The sequence below is a fragment of the Mycobacterium avium subsp. avium genome, from assembly GCF_009741445.1.
Taxonomy (GTDB): domain Bacteria; phylum Actinomycetota; class Actinomycetes; order Mycobacteriales; family Mycobacteriaceae; genus Mycobacterium; species Mycobacterium avium.
The window spans coordinates 2,810,345-2,835,302 of the sequence record NZ_CP046507.1; the positions used below are offsets into that span (position 1 = coordinate 2,810,345).

Below are 24,958 nucleotides of genomic sequence, written 5' to 3' on the forward strand. Positions count from 1 at the left end.
CGCGCCGCTCAGCCCAGCAGCAGCCCGGGATCGCCGCGGCGCCGGTACACCGAACCGAACCGCGCGTCCAGCCGCAACCAGGTCGGCAGGATGCGCACCCGGATCAACTCGCCGGCGTCGACCGCGTCGGGCGATTGGGGCAGAAAACCCATGGCGGTCAACGCGAACACGCACCGCATCGGCAGGCCCACCTCTACGTCGCCGGAGCTCACCTGGATGACCTCCTGATCCAACAGGGAAACCGGTGGGCCGTGAGAACTGCTGTGCTGCTTGGCAAGTCGCGCGCCCTGCTGGGCCAGGTCGAGCATCACCCGGGCGGGTATGTCCTCGAGGTGGGTGAAGCCGGATTCCGGCGGCAGCGCCCCGCGCCACGCGGAGTCCATCGCGAAGCCCGGATCGACGTAGCCCGAGTCGTCCATCGCGGCCAGGCCACGCGCCAGCGCGTCCGCCCCGACCGACAGATCCGCGGGCCGCACCTCGCCGGCCACCACCCTGCTGGCCAGGACGTCGAAACCCGTTGCCACCCAGGCGGTGAGAAGCCCCGGGGAGCGGGTGCGCAGACGGATGATCGCGGCGTCGTCGAGCCGCAGCGCGCGGTCGACGAACGCGGCCAGGTCGGCGCGGTGGGCGGCCCGTGACTGGGCGTCCAGCCACAGCCCGCGCTCGGCTACCGAATCCACCGCTGCAGATACTCTCGATGTTGCGGTGAGAGCCGCACCAGCCGCTCCTCTTCGATGTGCACGGCGGCCAGTTGCGATTCGGCGATGACGGCCGGCCGGGACTCGGGGTCGGCGTTGACCGAGCGCACCTCGTAGCCCAGCGTGAAATCGACCGCCCGCAGCCGCTTGGTCCACATGGTCACCTGCAGCGGCGAATCCACAAGCCGCAGTTGGCCTTTGTAGGTCACCTTGACCTCGGCGATGAGCAGCCCGATGGTCAGGATGTCGACCTCGAACGCCTCCCGCAGGAACTGAACCCGCGCCTCCTCCAGGATGGTGACCATGGTGGCGTGGTTGACGTGCTGGTACATGTCGATATCCGACCAGCGCACTGGCACGGCCGCGACGAATCCGACGCTCAACTCGATGAACCTCTTCCGCTGGTGCGGGTCATGCGACGGATTTGTCGCGCGGCGACAGACAGCGTCGCGAGATCCTTGGCCCCGCTTTCCTGGATCTCGATCAGTGTGCGGCGGGCCCGCTCGACCCGGGAGGCGGACAGGTGTTCCCACTCGGCGATCTTCTCTTCGCCGCTCTCGTCGGGCTCGCCTACCGCCAGCACGTCGAAGCACAGCGAGCGCAGCGAGGCGTAGATGTCGTCGCGAATCGCCAAACGCGCCAAAGAGTGCCACCGGTCGTTGCGCGGCAGCTCGGACACCGCGGTCAGCAGGCCGTCGGTGCCGAGCCGGTCCATCAGCGCGAAATAGGTGTCGGCGACCTCGGCGGCGTCGATGTCGTTGATGTCGCCGATGTCGATGATGTCGAGCAGGCTGAACCGGTAGAGACCGGCGGCCACCAGGTAGGCCAGGTCACGGGGGGCGCCCTGGGACTCGAACTCGGCGGCTTCCTTTTCGACGATGGCCTTGTCGTCCCCGCGCAGCCATTCCGACATGCGCGGTGTCAGCGCCTTGACCTTGGCGGCGAATCGGTTGATCTCGGCGCCCACCGCCAACGGCTGGGGACGGTAGTTGAGCAGCCAGCGGCCGGCCCGGTCGATCAGCCGCCGGGTATCCAGGGTGAGCCGATCCGACAGCGCCACAGGCAGATTCGCGGCGCGGATGCGGCGCCAGATCTCCCCCACACCGAAGATGGCATCGGTGGCCACGTAGGTGCGCACCGCGTCCACCGCCGATACGCCGACGTCCTCGACGATCCGGAAGGCGTAGCTGATGCCGGCGGCGTCCACCAGCTCGTTGATCAGCATGGTGGCCACGATCTCGCGGCGCAGCTGATGCGCGCGGATCTCCGGGGTGAACCGGTGCCGCAGCGGCGTCGGGAAGTACAGCGGCAACCGGGACGCGAACACATCCTGCTCGGTGAGCTCGGTCTGCAGCATCTGTTCTTTGAGGTCCAGTTTCACGTGCGCCATCAGCGTGCACAGTTCGGGTGAGGTGAGGCCGATCCCGGCCTCGGCGCGGCGCTGAATCTCCTTCTCCGACGGCAGCGCTTCCAGCTCGCGGTTGAGGCCGCGCTCGTCGACCAGGTACTGGATCTGCCGGGCGTGCACCGGCAGCAGGCTGGGCGCGTTGGCCCGGCTGGTGCCGATCAGGTCGTTCTGGTCCTCGTTGTCGGTGAGCACCAGCGCGGCGACCTCGTCGGTCATCGACTCCAGCAGCGGTTTGCGCTCCTGCGGCTTGACCTTGCCCGCGGTGACCAGCGAGTCGATCAGGATCTTGATGTTGACCTCGTGGTCGGAGCAGTCCACGCCGGCGGAGTTGTCCATCGCGTCGGTGTTGATCCGGCCGCCGGACAGGTCGAACTCGACGCGGCCCAGCGCCGTCACCCCGAGGTTGCCGCCTTCGCCGATCACCTTGGCGCGCACCGAGGATCCGTTGACCCGCACCGGATCGTTGGCGCGGTCGCCGACGTCGGCGTCCGACTCGGACTCGGCCTTGATGTAGGTGCCGATGCCGCCGTTGAACAGCAGGTCCACCGGCGCCTGCAGGATCGCCTTGATCAGGTTGGGCGGGGTCATCTCGGTGACGACGCCGCCGCCTGAGCCGTCCAAGCCCAGCGCGTCGCGGACCTGGGGGCTGACCGGAATGGATTTGTGCTCGCGGCTGTACACCCCGCCGCCCTCGCTGATCAGGGACTTGTCGTAGTCGTCCCAGCTGGACCGGGGCAGCTCGAACATGCGGCGGCGTTCCTCCCAGGACGCCGCGGCGTCGGGGTTCGGGTCGAGGAAGATGTGTCGGTGGTCGAAGGCGGCCAGGAGCCGGATGTGCTTGGACAGCAGCATGCCGTTGCCGAACACGTCGCCGCTCATGTCGCCGATTCCCACCACGGTGAAGTCCTCGGTCTGGGTGTCGACGCCCATCTCCCGGAAGTGCCGTTTGACCGCCTCCCAGGCGCCCCGGGCGGTGATGCCCATGGCCTTGTGGTCGTAGCCGACCGACCCGCCGGAGGCGAACGCGTCACCCAGCCAGAATCCGTACGACTTGGCGACGTCGTTGGCGATGTCGGAGAAGGTGGCGGTGCCCTTGTCGGCCGCCACCACCAGGTAGGCGTCGTCGCCGTCGCGGCGCACCACTTCCGGTGGCGGGCTGACCTTTCCAGTCGCGTGGTCGACGTTGTCGGTGACGTCGAGCAGGCCCGAGATGAACAGCTGATAGCAGGCCACCCCCTCGGCGCGGGTGGCGTCGCGGTCGGCGGCGCCGTCCCCGCTGGGCAGCGGCGGCCGCTTGACGACGAAGCCGCCCTTGGCCCCGACCGGCACGATGACGGCGTTCTTGACGGCTTGCGCCTTGACCAGGCCCAGGATTTCGGTGCGGAAGTCGTCGCGGCGGTCCGACCAGCGCAGCCCGCCGCGGGCCACCGGCCCGAACCGTAGGTGCACGCCCTCGACCCGGGGCGAGTAGACGAAGATCTCGTACTTGGGGCGCGGCAGGGGCAGCTCGTCGATCAGCTGGGCGTCCAGCTTGATCACCAACACGTTGCGGGCACGGGCCGAACCCTCGCGGGTGACAAAGTAATTGGTCCGCAGCGTGGCCTGCACCAGCGACGCGAACGCCCGCAGGATGCGGTCGGTGTCCAGGCTGACCAGCGCGTCGATGTCGGCGGCCACCGCCGCGGCGGCCGCCTGCGCGTCGCGACCCGCCGAGGAGTCGGGGTCGAGGTCGAACAGCGCCTCGAACAGCGCCACCAAGGAGCGGGCGGTGGACGGATGCTCGTTGAGCACCGCCTCGATGTAGGACTGGCTGTAGGGAAAGTTGGCCTGCCGCAAGTACTTTGCGTAGGCGCGCAGCAGCACCACCTGCTGCCAGCGCAGGCCGGCGCGCATCACCAGTTCGTTGAAGCGGTCGACCTCGAGGCGGCCCTGCCAGATCGCGGTGACGGCGTCGGCGAATCGCTCGGCCATCGCATCGCGCTCGTCCGGGGTGGACGCCAGCTCGATGGTCGGGTGCGGTGAGATCCTGAACTGGTAGATCCACACCGGCAGCCCGTCGGAGCGGGTGACGGTGAACGGGCGTTCTTCGAGCACCACCACACCCATGCTTTGCAGCATCGGCAGCAGCTGGCTCAGCGAGGCGGTGCGCCCGCCCAGGAACCAGGTCAGCTGCGCCGATCCGTCCTCGCCGTCGGTGAACACCAGCTTGACCGAATTGTCTTGCAGCTCTTTGATGATGGCGATGTGACCGATCGCATCGGCCGGACTGATGGCTTGCTTGTAGACCTCGGGAAAGGCGCCCGCGTAGTACTCCGCGTCGGCGTGCCCCACCGCGCCCTCGGCAGCGGCCGCGACCAGCCGGTCGGTCCAGGTGCGGGCCGCTTCGCTCAGCAGGCCCTGGATGCGGACCCGGTTGTCCTCGGAGACGTCCACGGGCTTGGCGGCGGGATCGTCGGTGGGCAGGCGAACCATGAAATGCATGAGCGCCCAAGGGGATTCGCTGACCCGGGCGGTGAATTCCAGTCGGGTGCCGCCGAATTCGCGGACCAGGATGTCTTCGATCTGCAGCCGCACCGCGGTGGTGTAGCGGTCGCGGGGCAGGTAGACCAGGCAGGAGACGAAGTACTGCAGGCTGTCGGCGCGCAGGAACAGCAACGCGTTTCGTTGCGGCCCGAGGTCCACCACCGCTTTGGCCATCGCCAGCAGCCGCTCGGAGCTCAGCGTGAACAGTTCCGAGCGGGGCACGGTTTGGATGACGTCGAGCAGCAGCTGGCCGGGATGGATCGGGTCGCTGTCGGCCATGGCCAGCGCCTCGCGGACGCGGCGGGAGATGGTGGGGATCTCCAGCACGTCGGCGTTCATGGCGGCAACGGTGAACAGCCCGACGAAGCGGTGCTCGATCACCGCGCCGTCGACATACTCGCGGACCGCGATCGCATACGGGTAGGCGCCGTAGCGCAGGTAGCTGCCCACCACGGATTGCGCCAACACCAGCAGCCGGTCGTCGTCGGTGAGCCGGGGCCGTGACCCGGTGCGGGTGCGCAGCACGCCCAACCCCGGTGAGCCGTCGCCGGAGACCAGGCCGTCGTGCACCCGGCAGCGCTGATAACCCAGCAGCAGGAAATTGCCGTTGCCCAGCCAGCGCAGCAGCGCGGCGACGTCGTCGCGGTCCGGCGCCGAGAAGTGGTTGTCACGGTTGGCTTCCACCGCGGCGGCCAGCTCGTCGAGCACGGCGATCAGGGCCGAGGCGTCGCTGGCCACCTGCTGGACGTCGGCCAGCACCTTGGGCAGCAGCCGCTCCGCCTCGGTGAGGCCCTTGCTGTCGACGGACGGCAGCAGCTGCACGTGGATCCAGGCCTCGCCGGCGTATTGCGGGGCGCCCTGCGGCTTGGGTTCGAGGCTGAGCAGGTCGCCGTCGGGACTGCGGTGCACGTCGAACACCGGCGTCATGATGGCCGTGTAGGGCACGCCGAGGCGGTGCAGCAGCACCGTGACCGAGTCCATCAGCATGCCGCCGTGGTCGGTGACGACCTGCAGCGCCGGCCCGAACCCGGCGGGATCGTCGGCCGGGTAGACGGCGACCCGGCTTTCGCCGTCGGGGCGATGCAGCCCGAGCCGGTAGTGCGCGCTGAGCATGGCCGGGGTGACGAGCGCCGTCGGGACCGTCAGGTCGATGGGCCCAGCCTCGGCGCCCCCGGATTCGTCGCTATGCGGACCGCGATAGCTCTCCACATAGGCTTTCGAGATCCACTCGGGGATGTCCTGCTGTCGGGTGAAGGTCGTCCACGGCTTGAGATCCTGCTGAGCTCTGGGATCGATCGTCATGCCGATTGCTCCCAACTGCCGACGGTTGTCAATGCGCTCGAACACCCCGTTTCTCGACGGCGCGGGGCAGAGCTGACACTAGTCGCGCGTCAGCTTCCGGTGGGTCACTCGGTGCGGCCGGGCCGCTTCGGCGCCGAGCCGTTCGATCTTGTTCTCCTCATACGCTCCGAAGTTGCCCTCGAACCAGAACCACTTGGCCTCGTTGTCGTCGTCACCCTCCCAGGCCAGGATGTGCGTGCAGGTGCGGTCCAGGAACCAGCGGTCGTGCGAGATGACCACCGCGCAGCCCGGGAAATTCACCAGCGCGTTCTCCAGCGAGCCCAGGGTCTCGACGTCCAGGTCGTTGGTCGGCTCGTCCAGCAGGATCAGGTTGCCGCCCTGCTTGAGGGTGAGCGCCAGGTTGAGCCGGTTGCGTTCGCCGCCGGACAGCACGCCGGCCGGCTTCTGCTGATCCGGCCCCTTGAACCCGAACGCCGACACGTAGGCGCGCGACGGCATTTCGTTCTGGCCGACCTCGATGTAGTCCAGTCCGTCCGAGACGACCTCCCACACCGTCTTTTTCGGGTCGATCCCGGCGCGGGCCTGGTCGACGTAGCTGAGCTTGACCGTTTCGCCGACCTTGACGGTGCCGCTGTCGGGTTGTTCCAGCCCGACGATGGTCTTGAACAGCGTGGTCTTGCCGACCCCGTTGGGGCCGATGACGCCGACGATGCCGTTGCGCGGCAGGGTGAAGGACAGGTCCTTGATCAGGGTGCGCCCGTCGTAGCCCTTGTCCAGGTGTTCGACCTCGACCACCACGTTGCCCAGCCGGGGCCCGACCGGTATCTGGATCTCCTCGAAGTCGAGCTTGCGCGTCTTCTCCGCCTCGGCCGCCATCTCCTCGTAGCGCTGCAGGCGGGCCTTGCTCTTGGCCTGACGCGCCTTGGCCCCGGAACGCACCCAAGCCAGCTCCTCGCTCAGCCGCTTCTGCAGCTTGGCGTCCTTGCGGCCCTGCACCGCCAGGCGGTCGGCCTTCTTCTCCAGATAGGTCGAATAGTTGCCCTCGTAGGGGTAGGCGCGGCCGCGGTCGAGTTCGAGAATCCATTGCGCGACGTTGTCCAGGAAGTAGCGGTCGTGGGTGACCGCCAGCACCGCGCCCGCGTAGGCCGCCAGGTGCTGTTCGAGCCACTGCACGCTTTCGGCGTCCAGGTGGTTGGTGGGCTCGTCCAGCAACAGCAGGTCGGGCTTGGACAGCAGCAGCTTGCACAGCGCCACCCGGCGGCGTTCGCCACCGGACAGGTTCGTCACCGGGTCGTCGGGCGGCGGGCAGCGCAGCGCGTCCATCGCCTGCTCGAGCTGCGAATCGAGGTCCCAGGCGTCGGCGTGGTCGAGCTCCTCCTGCAGCCGGCCCATCTCCTCCATCAACTCGTCGGAGTAGTCGGTGGCCATCAACTCGGCGACCTCGTTGAAGCGGTCGAGCTTGACCTTAATCTCGCCCAGGCCCTCCTCGACGTTGCCGCGAACGGTTTTCTCCTCGTTCAGCGGCGGCTCCTGTTGCAGGATGCCGACGGTGGCGTCGGTGGCCAGGAAGGCTTCACCGTTGTTCGGCTTGTCCAGGCCCGCCATGATCCGCAAGACGCTCGACTTACCGGCGCCGTTGGGGCCGACGACACCGATCTTGGCGCCTGGATAGAAGCTCAACGTGACGTCGTCCAGGATCACCTTGTCGCCGTGCGCCTTGCGGACCTTCTTCATCGTGTAGATGAACTCAGCCATGCCGCGGTTTTGCCTTTCTGATTTAGCGAGTGATCTCGCGGACCATCCTAGGCATCGCGCGGTGGGCGGATCCCGCAGCTAAGCGGACAGTGGCACCGGGCCCGTGTCGACGGGCTCGACGGTGTCGCCGCGATCGGCGTCCTCACCAGCGGCGTCGGCCGCCTCCGCCGCGGCCGGGGCGGCCTCGTCGGTGCTGGGACCGGTGTAGCCGGGCTTCTCGATGCGCACGATCGCGCGGGACACATCGGGCCCGACGGAGGTTGCCCGCATCTCCAGCGACGAGCGACGGTTGCCGTCGCGGTCCTCGTATTCGCTGGTGTAGACGTGGCCCACCACGATCACCGGTGCGCCCTTGCCCAGCGCGGCGCCCACCCCGGTGACCAGCCGGCCCCAGCAATTGACGTTGATGAACAGCGAGTTGCCCGGCTCCCAGCCGCCGTCGGCGGTGCGGCGGCGCGAATTGCTCGCGACGCGAAACTTGATGACCTCCTGGGCGCCGACCTGGCGTCGTTCGGGGTTGTTGACGATGTGACCGACCACGGTCAGCGGGGTTTCGAACATGGGCTGATCCCTTCCTCGTGTTTCTCTGGCGTGGCGACGGGCTCCTGAGCTCGTCACCGTTCTCATGGCCGCCAGTAAGCCCGGCGGCACCGACGAGGCGAGGGCCCGACGCGCCCCGGGCCGCGAACCTGTGGAAGGAACGGCGACTGTGGATGGATCGGCGAGTTCATGACCTGCAGATCCTGCAGGTCCGGTATCACTACGCCTGACCGGTCGCGGACCCTTCGCCCGGCTTGTCCCGCCCAGCGAGCTGGGCGAGCATCGCGTTGTAGGCCGCCAGTTCGGCGTCGTCGTCGCGGTCGGCGGCCCGGTCCAGCCGCTTGGCGGTGCGTCGGTCGCTGCGCGCCCACTGCACCAGCAGCGCCAGCATGACGATCACCAGCGGGAATTCGCCCGCCGACCAGGCGATGCCGCCGCCCAGCCGTTGATCGCCGAGCAGATCGGTGTGCCAGCTGAAGCCCAGCGAGCGGTAGTAGTCGGCGCCCAGCACCTTCCGGGTGCCCATCAGCACCACCCCGAAGAAGGCATGCAGCGGCAGCGAGGCGAACACCACGGCCAGCTTGGCCAGCGGCGGGATCGGCCGCGGCGTCGGGTCCACCCCGATCACCACCCAGTAGAAGAGGTAGCCGCTGAGCAGGAAGTGCAGGTTCATCAGCAGGTGCCCGGCATGACTGCTCGCGGTGGTGTCGAACAGGTTGGACAGATACAGCCCGTAGAAACCGGCCACGAACAGCACGGTGGCCACCACGGGGTTGGTGAGCAACCGGGAGAACCGGCTGTGCAGCGCGGCCAACAGCCATTCGCGCGGTCCCGGCGGATCGCCGCGGCCGGCGGCGGGCAGCGCGCGTAACGCCAGGGTGACCGGGGCGCCCAGCGCCAGCAGGATCGGCACCAGCATGGACAGGCACATGTGCACCACCATGTGCATGCTGAACATGGCCGGCATGTAGCGGCCGACCCCCGACGACGTGACGAACAGCAACACCAGGCAGCCGAGCAGCCAGGACGACGTGCGGCCCGGTGGCCAGCGGTCGCCGCGGCGGCGCAGCCGCACCACACCGGCGACATACAGCCCGGCCAGGACGATGGCGGCGGTGCCGAAGATCAGGTCGAAGCGCCAGTCGAACAGGATGCGCGTCAGCGTCGGCGGTCCGTCGAAGTCGTAGCCGATCTCGGCCTCGGCGATCGAGGGCAACCGGGCCGGCGGCGGTGGCGGCGCGGTGCGGCCCAGCCCGACGGCGATGCCGAAGGTCAGGCCGAACAGCGCGGCCTCGATCAGGGTCAGCCGCAGCAGCGCGCGGCGCGCCCGCCCGAGAGTCGAAACCGCTTGCAGCGCAGCCACATTCACCCGCCGCTGACGCCAACCCACGCCGCCCAGCAGGCACAGCGCCGCGGCTTTGGCCAGCACCAGCCGGCCGTAGCCGGTGGCAAGCAGGTCGCTCGGCTGGACCCGCACCGCGGCGTTGACCAGTCCGCTCAGCGCCATCGCGACCCAACACCACAGCGCGATGGCCGAGAAGCGCCGCGTCGCCAGGCCCAGGTGACCGCCGCCCTGACCGCCGCGCAGCGCATAGGCCAGCAGGGCCAGCAAGCCGCCGGCCCACAGGGCGGCGGCGACCAGGTGGATCAGCAGGCCGTTGGTGGCCAGGTCGTGCGAGCCGCCGGCGGACGAATGCCCGGTCAGGCCGAGCGGGATCAGCGTCGTCAGCGACGCGGCCAGCAGCACCGGGGCCCACGACCAGCGCAGCACCGGCAGGCTGGCCAGCGTGATGGCCGCGGCCAGGATGGCGGTCCAGCGCCAGGCCGAGGCGGTGGTGATGAGACCGGCCAGCGACCACATCTGGGCGGGGCGCAGGTCGGCGACGGGGTGACCGGACACGTCCGACAGGGTGAGCGGGACCAGCAGGGCGGCGCACACCGCCCACACCCCGGACGCGACGGTGCCCAGTCGCAGCGCCCGGTAGCCGTCGGCGTCGAGCACACCGCTGGGTTGCGGCGGCACCAGGAAGGCGGCGAACAGGAAGGAGCCGACCGCGAGCACCGCGGCGATCTCGCCGGCCGCGCGCAGGAAGGGCAATCCCAGGGTGGTCACCGGGCCCGGGTCGGGCAGCCCGGTCGCGGTCAACGCGCTCGCCAGCGACAGCGCGCCGATCCCGGCGGCCGTGCAGCCGGCCAGCACGGCGACGCCGGCCAGCACCGGCCACACCAGCGTGCGGTGCTGCGGGACGGCCTCGGTCGAGGCGGTGCCGGCCGGCGGGGCGACGGTCATCCCCCCAGGGTATTGGCGGGGCGGTCGGCTATCCCGGTCGGCTGTCCAGGCTCTCCCGGCGCGCCTTGGCCTCCCGGGCCACGAACTGCTCGCGCGCGATGCGGCCGACGTAGTCGAAGTCCTGCAGGATGGCGCGCAGCTCGCGCAGGAACGCGTCCCGTCGTTCGGCCAGGTCCGGGGCGGCCGCGATCAGGTCCTGGTCCTCGACGACCTGGCGTGCGGTGGCGAACAGCAGGGTCGACACCGATTCGCTGCTGCGGATCCGGGTTTGTGCCACGTACTGCCGGCCCACCCCCAGGGCCAGCTGCGTCAGTTCCTTGTGCCCGATGTCCGCCGGGGCGTCGCGCAGCACGTCGGCGACGATCTCGTAGGCCTCGAAGAACACCCGCAGCATCGCTTCGGCCATCAGCGGCCGCTTGGTGAACAGCAGCGCGTCGATCTCGTCGCCGCCGGCGGCGACGTGGTCCTCCCAATTGTCGTGCCAGGCCATCTCTTCGGCGATGTTGTCCCGGAACGTCGCCGAGTCCGCGAAGTAGAAGTCGAACTTGAGCAGATCGCGCAGCCGCATCGCCTGGTCCCAGAAGGCCTGCATGCGGTCGCCGTCGACGTGCTTGGCGTGTGCCAGCGCCAGTTCGACGATGGAGGTCTCCAGAAAGGCATGGATCACCGAGTTGCGGTAGAACGCCGCGGCGTGCTGGTGTTCGGGCGTGATCTGCCACACCGGCTCCCGGCCGCCGTCGATCCGAGTGACGGGGTGCCCGTTGGACAGCGCGTCCACCGCCGCCCGCACACCGTCCGGCGAGCGCAGCCGCAGGGCACTGGTCGACATCGGATTCTGTTTGCGTTCCAGGTAATCCAGCGAGTCCTGCAGGGTGTGATGCAGTTGGCGCAGGGTCAACGCCGCGCCGCGGGTGGTCAACAGCAGCGCGCACACCAGCCCGGTCGCCGTCACCGGGGTCGCCTGCAGGATCCGCCAGGCGACTTCGAAGGACATCTTCTGCAGCGCAAGGCGTTTGGCGTCGGGGTCCTGCGCCAGCGGGCCGTGCGGTGCACCCAGGTATTGGCGCATCGACACGGCCTCGGGGAATCGGACGTAGATCTTGCCGTAGTTGCGTTCGCCCTGCGCCCGGATGAAGTTGTACAGCCAGCCCACGCCTTCGGGCGTCTTCTCACCACCGCGGGCGTAGGCGGCGTACTCCGCGGTCTCGTGCAGCTGATCGAAGCTGATCGAAACCGGTTGCAGCAGAATGTCTTCGCTGCGGCCATCCAGGTAGGCGTCGGCAACGTAGGACAGCAGGCCGAGTTTGGGCGGCAGCATCTTGCCGGTGCGCGAGCGGGTGCCCTCGATGGACCAGCTCAGGTTGAACCGCTTCTCGACGATGTAGCCGACGTATTCTCGCAGGACGTACTTGTAGAGCTGGTCGTTGCCGATGTTGCGGCGGATGAAGATGACACCGGAGCGCCGCAGCAGCGGCCCCATCGCCCCGAACGACAGGTTGATGCCGGCGAAGACGTGCACCGGCGGTAACCGGTTCTCCTGCATGGCCACCGGCACCACCGCGCCGTCGATGTAGGACCGGTGCGAGAACAGCAGCACCGCGGGGTGGGCTTCCAGGGCGGTGCGCATCGCCGCCACCTGGTATTCGTCGTAGTCGATCTCGCGGTCGAAGCCGCGGCTGATCAACCGGCCGAGCACCGAGACCAAATCGACCGATGCCCGGCTCCACCCGGTGGCGAGCTCGTCGAGCATCTTTCCGGCTTCCTCGACGGTGGCGCCCGGGATCTTCGCCAGCCCGGCTCGAAACCTGTTGGACGCCAAGATCTCCGGCTTCACCAGCCGCGGCGACTTGTATTGCGGGCCCAGTATCCGGTATTCGACCCGCTCCATCGCCAAGATGGCGCGGCGGATGACGAATTGGGCGAAGTCGCGCTGGTCGTCGCCGACGGTGGTGTCGCGCCACTGGCGGCGCAGTTCGGAGACGGTGGCCGCCTCACCGGCCACCACCCGGGCCCGCTGCGGGGCGCGGCGCAGGATCTGTGCTTGCAGACGCTGGTTGGGGTGGTAGGGGTCGCGGCCGGGAACCAGCCCGGCCAGCTTGGCGATTCGCCCGCGATCCGGTGGCGGCAGCCAGAACACCCGCACCGGCACCACCGAGCGGTCGTCGCCGGCCTCGAGACGCTCGGCCAGCGCGGTCATCTCCGCCGGCGGCGCGTCCAGCGCGGGCAGTTTGACCAGCTCGAATTGCGCACCCGGCTGGCCGGCGCGCTGCTGCTCCAGCCAGGCGGTGACCAGGTCCACCTCGACCGCAGAGGCCATGGACGCCAACACCAGCGAGTCTTGTTCGGTGAGCAGCGCGCTGGCGTCTGCCGCCGGTTCGGTCACGGACGCCCTCGGGGCGGCGCTTCGGGTGGGTCGGCGCCGATCGGGTCGGCCGCGCGGGAGGGGCTCACTTCCCCGTTGTGCGACGCGGCGGCTTCCGGGTTCGGTGCGGCCGGGGTGGTGCGCGACTTCGGTTCGGCCGCAGTCTTTTTCGCGCGCGTCTTGGCCGCCGAGGTGGCCGCGGTCTTCTTCGCCGCCGATTTCTTGGCGGGGCGTTTCGCGGGGCTCTTGGCGGGGGTTTTGGCAGGGCTTGTCGCGGGGCTTTTGGCGGCCTGGCCGCGCGCCTTTTGCGCCGCTTTCTTCTCCGCGTACAGGTCGACCTCGGGCAGTTCGCCGACCGGCCAGTTGGCCAGGGTGTCCAGATAGAGCTGGCGCACCTCGGCGATGCGCTCCGGCAGCGTGTCAAGTGTCCAGTCCTGCACCGAGATCGGCGGAAAGACGGCCACGTCGACGGTGCCGGGGTTGATGACGGTCGAGTTCCGGGCGGCGACGAGTTCGGCGTTGCGGATCACGATCGGCACGATCGGGATCCCGGCGGCCATCGCAATCCTGAAGGGCCCCTTCTTGAATGGGCCGACCTCGGTGGTGTCGACCCGGGTGCCCTCGGGGGCGATCAGGATCGACAGGCCGTTGCGGGCCCGGTCTTCGACCGTGTGCAGCGTCTCCACCGCGGCGGCGGGGTCGTCGCGGTCGATGAACACGCCGTCCAGCAACTTGCCCAGCGTGCCCATCACCGGGTCCTTCTCAAGTTCCTTCTTGCCCACCGCAACCCAGTTGTCGCGCACCAGCGCCCCGGCGATCACGGGGTCGACCTGGTTGCGGTGGTTGAAGATGAAGACCGCGGGGCGTTGGGCGGTCAGGTTCTCCTTGCCGATGACGTTGAGGTGCACCCCGGCGATGGCCAGCGACAATTGGGAGAACGTGGAGGTGAAGAAGTTGACGCCGCGGCGCCGGTTGCGGGTGAGCACACCGACGCCCACCGCACCGGCCGCGACCGGGAACATCGATCCGAATCCGGCGAGGGTGCGCAACTGCCGCCGCAGACCCACCGGGCCGCGGCTGCTGAACCGCAGGATCGGCCAACCGCGGCGCTTGGCGACGGCGGCCATCTTGCCCTCGGGATTGGTCGGCCGCGGATTGCCGACCAGATACATCAGGGCGACGTCCTCGTCACCGTCGGCGTAGAAGTAGCTCTCTTTGAGATCGATGTCGTGCTCGGCCGCAAAGCGTTGCACCGCAGCGGCTTTGCCCGGTCCCCACAGAATCGGCTTTTGCAGGCCGCCGGTCAGGATGCCGTCTTCGGTGGTCTCGAATTTGTTGGTGAGGGTGTTGGGGATGCCGAGGAACCGCGCGACCGGGTTCACCTGGATGGTCAGCGCCGACGAGCTGAGCACCACGGTGTGGCCGCGGGCCATGTGGGCGCGCACCAGCTCGCGCATCTCCGGGTAGATCCGGGATTCGATCCGCTGGACGAACATCCGCTCGCCGATCTCTTCCAGGTCGTCGATCAGTCGTCCGGCCAGGGCCGCCGCGGCCTTGCCGATCAGGTCCTCGAACTCGATACGGCCCAGGGTGTGGCTGAGGCCGGCCTGCACCATGCCCAGCAGCTCCCCCACCCCCATGTCGCGGCGCAGCAGCCGCTCCTGGGTCAGGATCACCGCGGTGAACCCGGCGACCAGGGTGCCGTCCAGGTCGAAGAACGCGCCGATCCTGGGCCCGGGGGGACTCGCCATGATCTCGGCGACCGAGCCCGGCAGCCGCATGTCGGTCTCCCGCGGCCCGGAATCCTCGGTGCCGCGTTGCGGTGCCGGCTGACGCGAATCGCTCATGAGCCGCTGGCCGATCGCGCCGACACGGCGGACTCCGTGAACGAGGCGGGCACCGCGCGCGGCGCGCCGTCACCGGCCAGGGCCAGGATCTCGTCGAAACCCTCCAGCAGGCACTGGGCGAACAACGCCTCGTCGCGCACCGAGGCCCGGTCGTAGCGCACCGTGATGGTGCACCACCCGCCCCGGGAGATCAGCACCACCATCATCGCCACCCCGGGCAGCGGGCCGATCCCGTACTGGCGCAACACCTTTGCGCCGGCGATGTAGGTGTCTCCGGGGAAGACGGGAACGTTGCTGGCCTGCACGTCGGAGCCGATCACCGAGCCGGTGATCCCTTCCAGCACCGCGGTGGGCAACACGCTGAGCACCGGTGCCAGCGAGCCGATGATGTTCATCGCGGGCTCGTCGCGGCGCTGGGTCATCTGGGCGCGGATCTTCTTCATCCGGGAGACCGGGTCGACGGTGCCGATCGGCGCGGCCAGGTTGACCCCGGTGAACCGGTTGCCGCCGGCGGTGTCGGCCTCGGCGCGCAGGTTGACCGGCACCGCCATCGGCAGCGTGCTGATCGGCACCCCGAACGCCTCGTGGTAGCGCCGCAAGGCGCCGCACAGCCCGGCGAGGTAGGCGTCGTTGATCGATCCGCCGCCGGCCTTGGCGGCCTTGTGCAGGTCGGCGAGCGGGATGTCGATCGCTTCGCTGCGGGTGGCCAGGCTGCGCCGGCGCAGCAGCGGCGACGGTTCGGCGGCCCGGTTGAGCACCCGCATGCCCGACATGGCGTACCCGACGATCCCCGACACGGTGGACGCCGGCTCCAGCACCGCCCGACCGGCCACCGACACCGCCCCGGACAGCGCGCTCACGACACCGCCCACCACCGCGAACGGCAGGTGGTTAATGCCTTGCCGCATCAGGTCATTGGGCGACAGGTCTTGCGGGACGGGCAGCGGCGGCGGCGGCTTGGGCGGTGGATTGCGTTCCAGGTCATAGATTTCGGCGAACATCTGGACCCCGCCGACACCGTCGGTGACGGCGTGGCTGACGTGCAGCAGCGTCGCGGCTTTCCCGTCGGCCAGACCGTCGACCAGGGTGGCCGTCCACAGCGGCCGGGAGATCTCCATCGGCGACTGCAGGATGAGCTCGGCGAGGTCGAATACCTCACGCAGCGTGCCGGGTTCGGCGACCCGCACCCGGCGCACGTGGAAATCGAGGTTGAAGTCGGGATCGATGACCCAGCGCGGCGCGGCGGTGGGCAGGGTCGGCACCACCACCTTCTGCCGCAGCCGCAGCACCCGCCGGGAGGCGTTTTCGAATCGCGCCCGGAACTGCTGCCAGTCCGGGGTGGTGTCGAGGAGCTCCAGCGCCATGATGCCCGACCGGGTTCGGGGATTCGCCTCGCCCCGATGCATGAGGTAGTCGACCGGCCCGAGCTCGTCGGACAATTTGATCGTCTCGACGGACTCAGTCATGGTCATCAGCTCGACGCGCCAACCTTGTCACCGTCGATCAAGCCTCCTGCCTTGCGCCCGTCCGCCGCGGTGGTCTCCACAACGCTAGTCGGGTTGCCGCGCTGGTGAAAGAAGCGGCGAAGACTGTGGCTCAACCGGCGCTCGACTGCGGCTCAGCCGGCGTTCAACTGGCGGAAGTCGCCGACAGCGGCAGCGAATCCACCAGCGAGCTGACGCGCCGCCCGTAGACCACGCCCAGGAAATCGGCGACGGCGTCGGCGGCCAGCCGGGACCGGACGGTGGGGGTGATGTCGAAGGCGTGGTGCGCGTTGCTCAGTTCGGCGTGGCCCACCGTGCGGGCGCCGGCCGCGCGCAGCGCCGCGCAGAACGCCCGGGCCTGGCCGCTGGGCACCAGTTCGTCCTTCTGGCCGTGCAACACGAAGAACGGCGGAGCGTCGGCGTGCACGTAGGAGATCGGCGAGGCGGCGGCGAACCGCTGCGGGTCGTCGGCGTAGCGGGCCTTGAGCACGAACTGCTCGAGGAACGGGACCATCAGCGGGTGCATGTTCTCGAAGTCGGTGAAGTCGTAGACGCCGTAATAGGGCGCGACGGCCTGCACGGCGGTGTCGGCGTTTTCGAAGCCGGGCTGAAAGGCCGGGTCGTTGGGGGTGAGCGCGGCCAGCGAGGCCAGGTGCCCGCCGGCCGAACCGCCGGTGATCGCGATGAAGTCGGGGTCCCCGCCGTAGTCGGCGATGTTCTCCCGCACCCAGGCGATCGCCCGTTTGACGTCGATCAGGTGCGCCGGGAAGGTGCTGCGCGGACTCTTGCTGTAGTCGATCGAGACGCAGATCCAGCCGAGCTGCACCATCCGGCTCATCAGCGTGTAGGCCTGCGGGCGCCGGCCGTTGAGCGCCCACGCGCCGCCGGGCACCTGGATCAGCACCGGTGCGCGGCAGCCGGGCGCCAGGTCGTCGCGCCGCCAGATGTCCAGCAGGTTGTCGCGCCCGCCCGGACCGTAGGAGATGTCGGACGTCTGCGCCGCGTAGCGGCGGTGCGGCCCCGGCCGGCCCAGCAGGCCACCCCGCCGGGCGCACACCGACGCCACGCTGGTCGGGTGGCATACCTGGTCCCGGAAATCGGGGCCGAGCGACTCCTGCAGCGCCGCGGTCAGGGTGTGGTCGGCGCGCTGCGCGGCCAGTGTTTTGCCTACCCGGCCGATGGAGGGATGCGAGACCCGCGACAGCGCGTGTCCGGTGAGCACGTGCGGCGGAAACTCCGTGAAAAGCCAACCGGCGAAACAGCCCAGCGCGAACGGCCCGCCGCGCAGCACCAGATTGCCGAGCTGATAGACGTCCCGGGCCTCGGCCGCCAGGCGGGCCGCCTGGGCGCCGGCCCAGGAGCAGCGCGAAGTGAGATCGCCGGCCACGCTCATAGCCACGTCACCCCTCGACGTCATGCACACGCCTCGTTCGGTTAACGGCCCGTTGCCGACCGATGATGAACGTGTGTCGAGGTCCACACGATAACCGATACCCACGGCGCGGGAAGGCTTTTCAGGCGCGTGGCGCGGGCTAATCGGGTAGCTGCGCGCGGTTGGATAGACTGACCTGCGTATTGCCTCCGTAGCTCAGGTGGATAGAGCAAGGGCCTTCTAATCCCTAGGTCGCACGTTCGAGTCGTGCCGGGGGCACCGATACCGTGTATGACGTCGGCTGATGTGTGACGTTTTGTCTTCGGTTGATGTGTGACGGTGTTTCGGTTGATGCGTGACAGTTGTTTCGGCTGATCGGTGACACTCCCTAGATGAGGGAGTTAAGTGTGGCTGAGTGAACAGGGGCACCGAGACCGTGTATGACGTAGGCCTCCGCGACCGGGCGTCGCGCCAACCCCTCGGTGGCGAGCGATTGCCCGGTGGCGGGCCGGCCCCTGTCGCCTAGGTAGTCACGAGGACTACCTAGGCGATCGATGACAGGAGCATGCCGACGCTTGTCAGCGACGACGTGACAGCGGGTGGCTAGACCTCGATCGTCTGGCTGACGTAGTTCTCCCAGGTGGCGATCTGTGCCGAGTCCACGAGCAGGCCCTGGTAATCCGGGTCACTGCTGAGGCTCTGCTGGATCTGGCCGTAGGTGGCCCAGTCCTTGGCGGTGGTCAGGAAGCCGATGGAGTTGGTGCCCTGGCCTCCGACCATGTTGACCAGCACCGTGACGTTCTCCGCGCCGTGTTTGCGGGCAAGCCCGCTGGCGCGCTTGAGTTGCTTTTGGATGTCGTCCCACGCGACCCCGGGGTTGGGATGGACGAGGGTGGTGGCGAGGATGGTCATGAGCAGAACCTTCCGCGAGAGGGGACAGGGACTCTAAAAGTCTCCGGCGCGGCGGAACGAGTCGTCTAGAGTAGCCGACTACGCCATTTTCGCGCGCGCGGGTAAGTGGACCCGTGGCGTCGCGCCCGCAGGCGGCGTGCGGTATTTTCGCGGCACCCGGCACGCGGGGGTTTGAACCGGGCGCGGCGGGGAACAGAAATTTGACAGGCGCAAAGGCTTGTGGCTGCGGTCACAGGAACCGCTTCTTACGCACTGAACAGGAAAATCGATCGGGATGCCAGCCAGTAGAAGTCGAAGTTCAGCAAACCGATTCCGGCAAAAACAAGCGCTGATGACGCCGTGCTTGAATCCGAACCACAAATACATTCAGGAGTGCCCTGGATGTCATTCGATACACGAAACACAAAATCAAGACGACGAGTATTGTATTCACTGCAAAGACGACAATACGAAGCCGCTTTGCCGGTAGCCATCAATTGGCGGGGCGCCGCGAATCGGCCGCCGAACTCAGCAGGCCAAGCGCCCAGCCGGCGCACATCTAAAACCGTTGTGCCACAACGGAAGTCAGCAGGCAGCGTCGCATCGCCCCGTTCTTCGGCCCAGCGGCGAGACGCCGGACCTGGGTCAACGGGGCACCAGGGTGGATCGCGGCGGCGAATTCCCGGCGCGCCACGCTCCCGATATGTCAGCATGGGCGGGTGAACGCACGCCGATGGGCGGGTTTGCTGGGCGCCGGGGCGATGACGGCCGGGGCGACGCTGCTCGGCGCACCGCTACCCGCATCCGCCGCGCCGTGCCCCGACATCGAGGTGACTTTCGCCCGCGGCACCGCCGAGCCGCCCGGGGTGGGCGGGGTTGGGCAGGCATTCGTCGAGGCGGTGCGCAGCCAGGCCGGCGCCCGGTCGCTGGGCGTGTATCCGGTCAACTACCCCGCCGACGACGATTTCGCCGCCTCGGCATCCGCCGGCGCCGGCGACGCCAGCGCTCACGTCCAGTCCATGGTGGCCGACTGCCCCAACACCAAGCTGGTGCTCGGCGGATATTCCCAGGGCGCCATGGTGATCGACCTGATCACCATCGCCCAGGCGCCGGTGGCGGGGTTGATTCCGCAGACGCTGAACGCCGACCAGGCCGAGCACGTATCAGCGCTGGCCCTGTTCGGCAATCCGTCCGACCGGTATCTGGGCGCGCCCGTCAGCGTGGTCAGCCCGTGGTACGGGGCCAAAGCCATTGACTTGTGCGCACCCGGCGATCCGGTGTGCACTCCAGGCGGACCGCTGGCGCTGCCGTCGCACGACGAGATGGTCTCCCCCGCGCACCTGTCCTACCGACAGTCCGGCATGCCGGCCCAGGCCGCGACTTTCGTGGCGGCCCACCTCTGAGCCGATCGGCCGCGGCCGAAACACGTTGCGCCACTTCAACTATGGACGCCGCGGCGCCGGAACGGCACACCAGGGCCGCGCTCGTCGGGTCCGGCGCGGTCAGGACCGGGATCAAGCACCGCGGAAAACGCACGCCGAACCGCCGGTCATGGCGTTTCGGGCACGCTAAACGGACCGCACCTGCGCCGAAAAATCAAGTGTTGTGAAAAGTTTGCGGTTTCAGCATTCTGGGAACAGCGTGTCAAGACGAGCAGATGACGCTCACGGGGAGATCATTACTTAGAGCGTCTTCTCTTCGAGGGGTTGGCGAAACATGGCGTCGAGTGACTGGCAGCCGGTGGTCCGGGTTGGGAAACCGAGGTTCATAGCCGGAGTTGGCAATCGAATCAAAGTCGAAGTCAAGACCAGGGGCTGGCTGAGCCGCGACTGGCGTTGCTACTTCGGATCGCAAGTCTCACAACAACAACTCGACGCGCGGTACACGTCGTATCCGTGTTGGGACGAGATCCAGCGCATCGAGGGTTCCTGCGCCGAACACGACGCCGAGCGCTACATCGAAATGATCGATGCCGCAATCCATTACGCCAACACCAGATTGCGCAACGATGCTCTGCCGCCGACGATGACGTACGGCTCACGCAGCGACTCCCGGGCCTGTGCGGTGCGCGAACGCCAGGCCGAACTCGATGAGCTGGCCAAGAAATTGGCGAAACCCGAGGCCTGACCGCGCCGGCGGCCGTGACGGGGCGACCGGGCCGCCCGCCCGTCGCCCCGCGAGCAGACGCAAAAGCACCCGACACGCCGGGCTTCAGGGCGCTTTTGTGACTGCTCGCGCTGGGACCGGGCGAGGTGACTGCTCGCGCTGGGGCCCGGCAAGGCCTCGCAGTACCCTTACCTCGCCCTGTCGCCGCGTCACTCCTGGCGACGAGCCGAGACCGCAGCCCACACCCGAACCGGAGGTGCCCGATGGCCCAGTCAAATCTCGTCCTGCTCGACATCGAGAACCACGTCGCGCTCATCACCGTCAACGATCCCGACCGGCGCAACGCGGTGACCGCCGAGATGTCGGGGCGGTTGCGCGAGGCCGTCGAGCGGGTCGAGGCCGACTCCGACGTGCACGCCGTGGTGATCACCGGCGCCGGCAAGGCGTTTTGCGCCGGCGCCGACCTCAGCGCCCTGGGCGCCGCCGGCGGAGGCTCGGCCGAGACGGGGCTGCAGCAGCTTTACGACGGCTTCATGGCGATCGGGAGTTGCCGGCTGCCCACCATCGCCGCGGTCAACGGCGCGGCCGTCGGCGCGGGCCTGAACCTGGCCCTGGCGGCCGACGTGCGCATCGCCGGGCCCGCCGCCCTGTTCGATCCGCGATTCCAGCAGCTGGGCCTGCACCCGGGCGGAGGCGCCACCTGGATGCTGCAGCGCGCGGTGGGCCCGCAGGTCGCCCGCGCGGCCCTGTTGTTCGGCATGCGCTTCGACGCCGAGGCCGCGGTGCGCCATGGCCTGGCGCTCAGCGTCGCGGACGACCCGGTGGCCGCGGCGCTCGAACTGGCCGCCGGCCCGGCGGCCGCCCCGCGCGAGGTGGTGCTGGCGACCAAGGCCACGATGCGCGCCACCATCAGTCTCGGCTCGCTCGACAACGAACAGCATCAGCACGCCATGCGCACCGAGCTGGGCCCGCAGGCACATTCCATTCAATCACCGGAGTTCGCACAGCGATTGGCCGCCGCGCAACGCAAGTAGGCTCACAAATCCAGCAGCGCGGTTTCCGGCGATTCGATCAAATCCCGCAGCTCGCAAACGAATCGAGCCGCCTGCGCGCCGTCGGCGATGCGGTGGTCGAACACGGCGCTGAGCGACATGGTCGGGCGCACCACGACCTCCGTGCCGACGGCCACCAGGCGTGGCTTGATCGCACCCATCCCCAGGATGGCCGCTTCGGGGTGGTTGATCACGGGCACACCGTCGTCCACGCCTAGCGCCCCGAAGTTCGACACGGTGAACGTCGATCCCCGCAGCTCCCCCGGCGTGAGCGAGCCGGCACGCGCGCCGGAGATCAATTCTGCTGCCCGACTTGCCAATTCACGAGTCGTCTTGGTGTGTGCGTCGGCGATGACCGGCACCAGCAGGCCCCGTTCGGTGGCCACCGCGACGCCCAGGTGCACCCGATGCTCGATGCGCACCTGCGGCCCCTGCGGGGTGTCGACCCAGGTCGAGTTCATGATCTCGTTGCGGCGCAACGCGATGACCAGCAGCCGCAGCGTCAGCACGAACGGCGTTATCCTCTGCTCCGCCGGACCCAGCCGCTCGGACAGCCGGACCAGTGCGGTGCAGTCGACCTGCACGCTAACCGTCGCGGCCGGAATCTCCTTGTGCGACAAGGTCATTTTGTCGGCCATCCGGGCCTGGACGCCCTGAACCGGCCGGACCTCGGCCCCGTTGCCGGTGCCGTGGGCCGCCGAGAGCACATCCTCGCGGGTGATGACGGCGCCGGAGCGGGGCCGCAGCGAGCCGAGGTCGACCATCAGCTCCTTGGCCAGCTTGCGCACCGGAGGGGCAGCCAGCGGGCGGGCGGTCCGCCGGCTGGTGTCGATCCCGGCATCGGCGCCGTAACCGACCAGTGTGGGCGCCGTCTCGGCCGCTGGCGGCTCGCCGCTCTCGGGGGCGGTGTCCAGCCGCACCAGCACCGCGCCCACCTTGAGCACATCGCCCTCGGCGCCGTTCATTTCGACGATCCGCCCCGCGTACGGGCTGGGCAGCTCCACCTCGGCCTTGGCCGTCTCCACCGTGCACAACACCTGGTTGAGCTCGACGTCGTCGCCCACCGCGACGTTCCAGTGCGTCACGGTCACCTCTTCGAGTCCCTCGCCGAGATCCGGGACCAGAAACGGTTTGACGCGCTCGTCGCTCACGGCAGCTCCAACGTGCGCTCGACGCAGTCCAGCAGCCGGTCCGGGCCCGGCAGCCACCACTTCTCCAGCCGGGCCGGCGGGTAGGGGGTGTCGAATCCGCACGCGCGCAACACCGGCGCCTCCAGTTCGTAGAACAACTCCTCCTGGATGCGGGCGGCCAGCTCGGCTCCGTAACCCAGGGTCCGCGGCCCCTCGTGCATCACCACGCACCGACCGGTCCGGTGGATGGACGTCGCGATGGTGTCGAAGTCCAGCGGCACCAACGACCGCAGGTCGATGACCTCCAGGCTCCAACCGCGTTGGCGCTGAGCCTCTTCGGCGGCCCCGACCGCCGTGCCGACCAGACTGCCGTAGGTCACGACGGTCACGTCGGTCCCCGCCCGGCGCACCATCGCCCGCCCGATCGGCGGTTCGGGCCGGCCGGCGTCCACCAGGCCGCGGCCTTGGTAGCGACGCTTGGGCTCCAGGTACATCACCGGGTCCGGGCAGGCGATGGCGTGGCGCAGCAGCCAGTACGCGTCGGCCGGGTTGGACGGCACCACCACCTTCAGGCCGGCGGTGTGCGCCCAGTACGACTCGGTGGATTCCGAATGATGTTCGGCGGCACCGATTCCGCCGAACGACGGTACCCGGACCGTCACCGGCATGTCGATCGCGCCGCGGGTCCGGGTGCGGTACTTCGCCAGATGGCTGACCACTTGGTCGAACGCCGGGTAGGAGAACCCGTCGAACTGGATCTCGGGCACCGGCACGAAGCCGCGCAGCGCCAGCCCCACCGCGATGCCGATGATCGCGGATTCCGCCAACGGCGTATCGAAGCAACGACTCTCGCCGAACGCCTCCGCCAGCCCTTCGGTCACCCGGAAGACCCCGCCCTGGACCGCGACGTCTTCACCGAACACCAGCACCCGCTCGTCGGCGGCCATCGCGTCGTGCAGGGCACGGTTGAGCGCCTGCACCATGGTCAACGCCTGCGCGCCGAGCGCGACGTCCTGCACTGCCGCGGTGAGGGTTTCGCCGTGGCCGGTCGGGCGATCAGCGAGCTGGGTCATCTCTCAATCACTTTTCTCGAGTTCGGTCCGCAGCGCACGGCGCTGCGCCTGCAGCTCCGGCGTGATTTCGGCGTACACCGCGGTGAACACCTCGTCGACGTCGAGATCGGGCGCATCGAACACCGCGTCGCGCAGCTCGGCGCGCATCCGCGTGGCGCGCCCGATCACCCGCTCCTCCAAGCGCTCCGACCACAGGCCCTGGCCCTGCAGGTAGCTGCGGTAGCGCGGGATCGGGTCCAGCGCGGCCCAGTGGTCGACCTCGTCCTGTGTCCGGTACCGGGTCGGGTCATCGGAGGTGGTGTGCGGCCCCAGCCGGTAGGTGATCGCCTCGATCAACGTCGGGCCGCCCCCGGCGCGGGCCCGGGCGGCGGCCTCGGCCGTCACCGCGTAGCAGGCCAGCACGTCATTGCCGTCCACCCGGATGCCGGGCATCCCGTAGCCAATTGCCTTGTGCGCCAACGACGGTGCGGCGGTCTGTTTGGCGACCGGCAGGGAAATCGCCCACTGGTTGTTCTGCACGAAGAACACGCAGGGTGTGCGGAACACGGCGGCGAAGTTCAGCGCCTCGTGCACGTCGCCCACACTGGTGGCTCCGTCGCCCAGGAACGCGATCGTCACCGAATCTTCGCCCAGCCGTTGGGCGGCCATCGCCGCGCCCACCGCGTGCAGGGTTTGGGTGCCGATCGGGATGGACAGCGGAGCGCAGCACTTGTCGGTGAATCCCAGTCCGCCGTGCCACGTTCCGCGCCACACCGCCCCGACGTTGCCGGGCGGGATGCCGCGCACCAAAAAGGCGCCGAGTTCCCGGTATTGGGGGAACAACCAGTCGGTTTTGCGCAGGCAGGCCGTCGCGCCCACCTGAGCGGCTTCCTGACCGCGGCAGGACGCGAACAGCGCCAACTGGCCTTGGCGTTTGAGGTTCACGAATTCGCCGTCGAGCTCCCGGGTGAGCACCATCATCTCGTAGAGCCAGCTCAGCGTCTCCGCGGGAAGCTCACGGCTGTAGCGATGTTCGGGGGTCGGGGTGCCGTCGGCGGCGACGAGTTGCACCGGTTGCAGGTCGACGGTCATCGGCGGCTGAGATGTCTGCGCCATACCGCCTCCCTTGCTCGGTGCATACCGCGA

General features: G+C 68.9%; 18 protein-coding genes and 1 tRNA gene. 4 read left to right on the plus strand and 15 right to left on the minus strand.

Annotated elements, in window-relative coordinates; translation table 11 throughout:
- Positions 1-8: 8 nt before the first annotated feature.
- The 10 genes from MAA44156_RS13020 to lipQ all read right to left on the minus strand — a co-directional run bounded on the left by MAA44156_RS13020 (position 9) and on the right by lipQ (position 17,602).
- On the minus strand, positions 9-680 hold the full coding sequence (locus MAA44156_RS13020) for a DUF8010 domain-containing protein (protein ID WP_003875834.1): 672 nt from the start codon (positions 678-680) through the stop codon (positions 9-11).
- Complete coding sequence (locus tag MAA44156_RS13025; protein ID WP_009975926.1) at positions 668-1,081, minus strand: acyl-CoA thioesterase; 414 nt, start codon at positions 1,079-1,081, stop codon at positions 668-670. The genes MAA44156_RS13020 and MAA44156_RS13025 overlap by 13 nt, the downstream gene beginning before the upstream one ends.
- Positions 1,078-5,931 (minus strand): NAD-glutamate dehydrogenase, encoded by a 4,854-nt coding sequence (locus MAA44156_RS13030; RefSeq protein ID WP_009975925.1) that lies wholly within the window; start codon positions 5,929-5,931, stop codon positions 1,078-1,080. The genes MAA44156_RS13025 and MAA44156_RS13030 overlap by 4 nt, the downstream gene beginning before the upstream one ends.
- Positions 5,932-6,009: 78 nt before the next feature.
- On the minus strand, positions 6,010-7,686 hold the full coding sequence (gene ettA / locus MAA44156_RS13035; RefSeq protein WP_009975924.1) for an energy-dependent translational throttle protein EttA: 1,677 nt from the start codon (positions 7,684-7,686) through the stop codon (positions 6,010-6,012).
- A gap of 78 nt (positions 7,687-7,764) precedes the next feature.
- Positions 7,765-8,247 carry a single-stranded DNA-binding protein gene (locus MAA44156_RS13040; protein WP_009975923.1) on the minus strand — a complete coding sequence of 161 codons (483 nt, stop codon included), beginning with the start codon at positions 8,245-8,247 and terminating at the stop codon, positions 7,765-7,767.
- A 199-nt stretch (positions 8,248-8,446) separates the two neighbouring features.
- A complete protein-coding gene (locus MAA44156_RS13045) occupies positions 8,447-10,516 on the minus strand; it encodes a bifunctional copper resistance protein CopD/cytochrome c oxidase assembly protein (RefSeq protein WP_009975922.1) in 2,070 nt (689 codons plus the stop codon).
- 28 nt (positions 10,517-10,544) lie between these two features.
- Entirely contained in the window at positions 10,545-12,899 is a 2,355-nt protein-coding gene (locus tag MAA44156_RS13050) for a glycerol-3-phosphate 1-O-acyltransferase (RefSeq protein ID WP_009975921.1), read from the minus strand.
- The gene (locus MAA44156_RS13055) at positions 12,896-14,659 is read right to left on the minus strand and encodes an HAD-IB family hydrolase/lysophospholipid acyltransferase family protein (protein WP_085988247.1); all 1,764 of its coding nucleotides are present in this window, start codon (positions 14,657-14,659) and stop codon (positions 12,896-12,898) included. Before MAA44156_RS13055 ends, MAA44156_RS13050 begins: the two co-directional genes overlap by 4 nt.
- Positions 14,660-14,721: 62 nt before the next feature.
- Entirely contained in the window at positions 14,722-16,191 is a 1,470-nt protein-coding gene (locus MAA44156_RS13060; RefSeq protein ID WP_009975918.1) for a WS/DGAT/MGAT family O-acyltransferase, read from the minus strand.
- Positions 16,192-16,354: 163 nt separating this feature from the next.
- A complete protein-coding gene (gene lipQ, locus MAA44156_RS13065) occupies positions 16,355-17,602 on the minus strand; it encodes an esterase LipQ (RefSeq protein WP_009975916.1) in 1,248 nt (415 codons plus the stop codon).
- Positions 17,603-17,786: 184 nt separating this feature from the next.
- Here lipQ and MAA44156_RS13070 point away from each other — a divergent pair.
- Positions 17,787-17,860: transfer RNA gene (locus MAA44156_RS13070), tRNA-Arg, on the plus strand.
- Between the two features lie 324 nt (positions 17,861-18,184).
- Here MAA44156_RS13070 and MAA44156_RS13075 read toward each other — a convergent pair.
- On the minus strand, positions 18,185-18,493 hold the full coding sequence (locus MAA44156_RS13075) for a hypothetical protein (RefSeq protein WP_003873077.1): 309 nt from the start codon (positions 18,491-18,493) through the stop codon (positions 18,185-18,187).
- Between the two features lie 245 nt (positions 18,494-18,738).
- Positions 18,739-19,029, minus strand: a complete 291-nt coding sequence (locus tag MAA44156_RS13080) for a hypothetical protein (protein ID WP_128971814.1) — start codon at positions 19,027-19,029, stop codon at positions 18,739-18,741.
- A gap of 162 nt (positions 19,030-19,191) precedes the next feature.
- Here MAA44156_RS13080 and MAA44156_RS13085 point away from each other — a divergent pair, with 162 nt between their 5' ends.
- The 3 genes from MAA44156_RS13085 to MAA44156_RS13095 all read left to right on the plus strand — a co-directional run bounded on the left by MAA44156_RS13085 (position 19,192) and on the right by MAA44156_RS13095 (position 21,612).
- Positions 19,192-19,875: a cutinase family protein gene (locus MAA44156_RS13085; RefSeq protein ID WP_269199277.1), complete on the plus strand. Its 684-nt coding sequence runs from the start codon at positions 19,192-19,194 to the stop codon at positions 19,873-19,875.
- Positions 19,876-20,188: 313 nt separating this feature from the next.
- Positions 20,189-20,599, plus strand: a complete 411-nt coding sequence (locus MAA44156_RS13090; protein WP_003873079.1) for a hypothetical protein — start codon at positions 20,189-20,191, stop codon at positions 20,597-20,599.
- 242 nt (positions 20,600-20,841) lie between these two features.
- Positions 20,842-21,612 (plus strand): enoyl-CoA hydratase, encoded by a 771-nt coding sequence (locus MAA44156_RS13095; protein WP_003877431.1) that lies wholly within the window; start codon positions 20,842-20,844, stop codon positions 21,610-21,612.
- A 2-nt stretch (positions 21,613-21,614) separates the two neighbouring features.
- Here MAA44156_RS13095 and MAA44156_RS13100 read toward each other — a convergent pair whose 3' ends face one another.
- From MAA44156_RS13100 to pdhA, 3 genes are read right to left on the minus strand one after another with little or no spacing between them, the layout of a single operon-like run.
- Entirely contained in the window at positions 21,615-22,781 is a 1,167-nt protein-coding gene (locus MAA44156_RS13100) for a dihydrolipoamide acetyltransferase family protein (RefSeq protein ID WP_009975913.1), read from the minus strand.
- The gene (gene bkdB, locus MAA44156_RS13105; RefSeq protein WP_009975912.1) at positions 22,778-23,833 is read right to left on the minus strand and encodes a 3-methyl-2-oxobutanoate dehydrogenase subunit beta; all 1,056 of its coding nucleotides are present in this window, start codon (positions 23,831-23,833) and stop codon (positions 22,778-22,780) included. The genes MAA44156_RS13100 and bkdB overlap by 4 nt, the downstream gene beginning before the upstream one ends.
- Before the next feature lie 3 nt (positions 23,834-23,836).
- Positions 23,837-24,928, minus strand: a complete 1,092-nt coding sequence (gene pdhA, locus MAA44156_RS13110; RefSeq protein ID WP_019732006.1) for a pyruvate dehydrogenase (acetyl-transferring) E1 component subunit alpha — start codon at positions 24,926-24,928, stop codon at positions 23,837-23,839.
- Between the last annotated feature and the right edge of the window lie 30 nt (positions 24,929-24,958).

What these genes read in the sequence shown, in the direction of transcription:
- MAA44156_RS13090 (WP_003873079.1), top strand. Translation starts at nt 20,189, where the DNA reads ATGGCGTCGAGTGACTGGCAGCCGGTGGTCCGGGTTGGGAAACCGAGG.
- MAA44156_RS13045 (WP_009975922.1), bottom strand. Translation starts at nt 10,516, where the DNA reads ATGACCGTCGCCCCGCCGGCCGGCACCGCCTCGACCGAGGCCGTCCCG.
- MAA44156_RS13095 (WP_003877431.1), top strand. Translation starts at nt 20,842, where the DNA reads ATGGCCCAGTCAAATCTCGTCCTGCTCGACATCGAGAACCACGTCGCG.
- lipQ (WP_009975916.1), bottom strand. Translation starts at nt 17,602, where the DNA reads ATGAGCGTGGCCGGCGATCTCACTTCGCGCTGCTCCTGGGCCGGCGCC.
- MAA44156_RS13060 (WP_009975918.1), bottom strand. Translation starts at nt 16,191, where the DNA reads ATGACTGAGTCCGTCGAGACGATCAAATTGTCCGACGAGCTCGGGCCG.
- pdhA (WP_019732006.1), bottom strand. Translation starts at nt 24,928, where the DNA reads ATGGCGCAGACATCTCAGCCGCCGATGACCGTCGACCTGCAACCGGTG.
- MAA44156_RS13075 (WP_003873077.1), bottom strand. Translation starts at nt 18,493, where the DNA reads ATGACCATCCTCGCCACCACCCTCGTCCATCCCAACCCCGGGGTCGCG.
- MAA44156_RS13040 (WP_009975923.1), bottom strand. Translation starts at nt 8,247, where the DNA reads ATGTTCGAAACCCCGCTGACCGTGGTCGGTCACATCGTCAACAACCCC.
- MAA44156_RS13055 (WP_085988247.1), bottom strand. Translation starts at nt 14,659, where the DNA reads ATGCGGCTGCCGGGCTCGGTCGCCGAGATCATGGCGAGTCCCCCCGGG.
- ettA (WP_009975924.1), bottom strand. Translation starts at nt 7,686, where the DNA reads ATGGCTGAGTTCATCTACACGATGAAGAAGGTCCGCAAGGCGCACGGC.
- bkdB (WP_009975912.1), bottom strand. Translation starts at nt 23,833, where the DNA reads ATGACCCAGCTCGCTGATCGCCCGACCGGCCACGGCGAAACCCTCACC.
- MAA44156_RS13030 (WP_009975925.1), bottom strand. Translation starts at nt 5,931, where the DNA reads ATGACGATCGATCCCAGAGCTCAGCAGGATCTCAAGCCGTGGACGACC.